Annotated in this window: 3 protein-coding genes; all 3 read right to left on the minus strand. The window is 52.4% G+C overall.

What is annotated here, in order from left to right; genetic code table 11:
- On the minus strand, window positions 1-363 hold a 363-nt coding region (locus ACLTD4_RS34000), incomplete at its 3' end, for a sulfatase-like hydrolase/transferase (RefSeq protein ID WP_412331998.1).
- Window positions 364-392: 29 nt separating this feature from the next.
- Window positions 393-1,259 carry an ABC transporter permease gene (locus ACLTD4_RS34005; RefSeq protein ID WP_117621668.1) on the minus strand — a complete coding sequence of 289 codons (867 nt, stop codon included), beginning with the start codon at window positions 1,257-1,259 and terminating at the stop codon, window positions 393-395.
- The coding region (locus tag ACLTD4_RS34010) for an ABC transporter permease (protein WP_412331999.1) at window positions 1,256-1,942 on the minus strand (687 nt) is incomplete at its 5' end. The genes ACLTD4_RS34010 and ACLTD4_RS34005, both read right to left, overlap by 4 nt.

Below are 1,942 nucleotides of genomic sequence, written 5' to 3' on the forward strand. Positions count from 1 at the left end.
CCCCTCCTGTCCTCTGACAAACTCGTAGGAATTGTACTTATTTACATAGTTTCCGCCGCCCTCTTCCCAGTAATGCCAGTGATCCGTAGTCAGATGGGTATAAATTCCGTTTGCCTTTAAAATACCCGGCATGGAATCGTCGTAAGGCTCCAGCGGTCCCCAGCTTCTGTGCAGAAAATTGTAGCGTCCCGTATGGATCTCTCTTCTCGCCGGCATACACGGAAGGCTGCCTGCGTAGCAGTTGTCAAAGGTCACGCTTCTTTCTGCCAGCCGTTTAAAATTCGGCGCTATCACGTCATCACAGCCATAGGGAGGCAGCATATGACGGTTCAGGGAATCGAACATTACCATTATCGCTTTCATATTTTTATCCTCTTTCTTCCTCATAGTATTTATTCATCATCATGCTTTCCGACACCGGCAGGCGGTGTGATATGGCGGACACCGAAGGCGAGCACGAACAGCGTCACCACGTATGGAATCATCGCCATAATCTGCGGCGGAACTCCGTACCCCTGAAAATTGATCTGTACCGCGTCGGAAAAACCGAATATCAGGGCGCAGAACAGGACCATGACCGGGTTGTACTTTGCGAGGATCATGATTGCCACCGCAATATAACCGCGTCCGGCCGACATATCCCGCACATACATATCCAGGTGGTCGATGGAAAGGTATGCGCCCCCCAATCCGGCCAGTACGCCGCAGGCAACGACTCCGATATACTTGATCCTATGTACCGCCAGCCCCACGCTGGCCGCAGCCTTCGGATTTTCCCCCACCATGCGCAGCCTCAAGCCAAATCGTGTTTTAAACAGAACCACATACTCTGCGATTACGGCAAAAAGCATAATATAGGTGATTGGAGATGCGAACACACCGGCGTTAATGGAGGCCACCTGCGGAGACGATCCCTTGTTGTCCCATAAGAGCTGCATCAACAGTGTGGTTGCCGCTACCGACAGGAGGTTGAGCCCGATTCCGCTGATTACCTGATTGACCTTATACCGTACACAGAGAACGGCGTGGGCCAGACCAAACAGCGCTCCGCCCGCCATACCGGTCAGGAGACCCGCAAAGACATTTCCCGTATAATAGGAGCCGAGAACTCCGCAAAATGCCCCCATGGTCATCATACTTTCCAGTCCCAGCGCCATGACGCCGCTTCTGACGGAAAGGACTCCGCCCAGGGCCGCCAGCACCAGCGGAACGGACATGCTGAGGGTAGATGTAACGATTGACATGAACTGATTCATCATTTCTTTCCCCCCTTACTGCCATTTTTGATTCTGAGAATTTCCTTAACGAGAAGCGGCGCTGCCACAAGCAGAATAATGAACGCCTGAATGACATCGATAAATTCTGTCGGTATTCCGGTCGTACGGTTTAAGACCATACAGCCCGCCCTCAGTGCACCGAAGATGATTCCGGAAAGGATGACGCCCAGGGGACTGTCTGCCGCCAGAGCCGCTACCGCGATTCCGTCGAAGCCGTAGCCCGAGGAGAAATCCGCAATCAGCCGGTGATCCACGCCCAGCACATGAGTTCCTCCCAGAAGACCGGCAATGGAGCCGCTGAGCACCATGGCGATGATCATAATTTTCCCGATCTTGATTCCCGCGGTCTCGGAAGCCTTCAGATTCAGCCCAACACACTTGATTTCATAACCAACCACAGTCCGTTCAAACAGAAGCTTAATCAGGACGCAGAGAACCACTGCGATGATAATCGCCGCCGTAAGCTGTGTCTTATCCACCAGCTTCGGAATCCACACCGATTCGGAAAATCTGGCCGTCTGCGCCATGCTCTTTCCCGCTTCCTTTAACGGATAGTTCACCACATATGCCACAAAATTCTGTGCTATGGTATTTAACATAACGGTCGCTATCACCTCGTTGGAGCCAAACTTTACCTTCATAAAGCCCACCAGGCCCGCATACAG

This window comes from Hungatella sp. (assembly GCF_046966825.1).

Excerpts from the sequence above, each read along its gene's own strand:
- ACLTD4_RS34005 (WP_117621668.1), bottom strand. The coding sequence starts at position 1,259 with ATGATGAATCAGTTCATGTCAATCGTTACATCTACCCTCAGCATGTCC.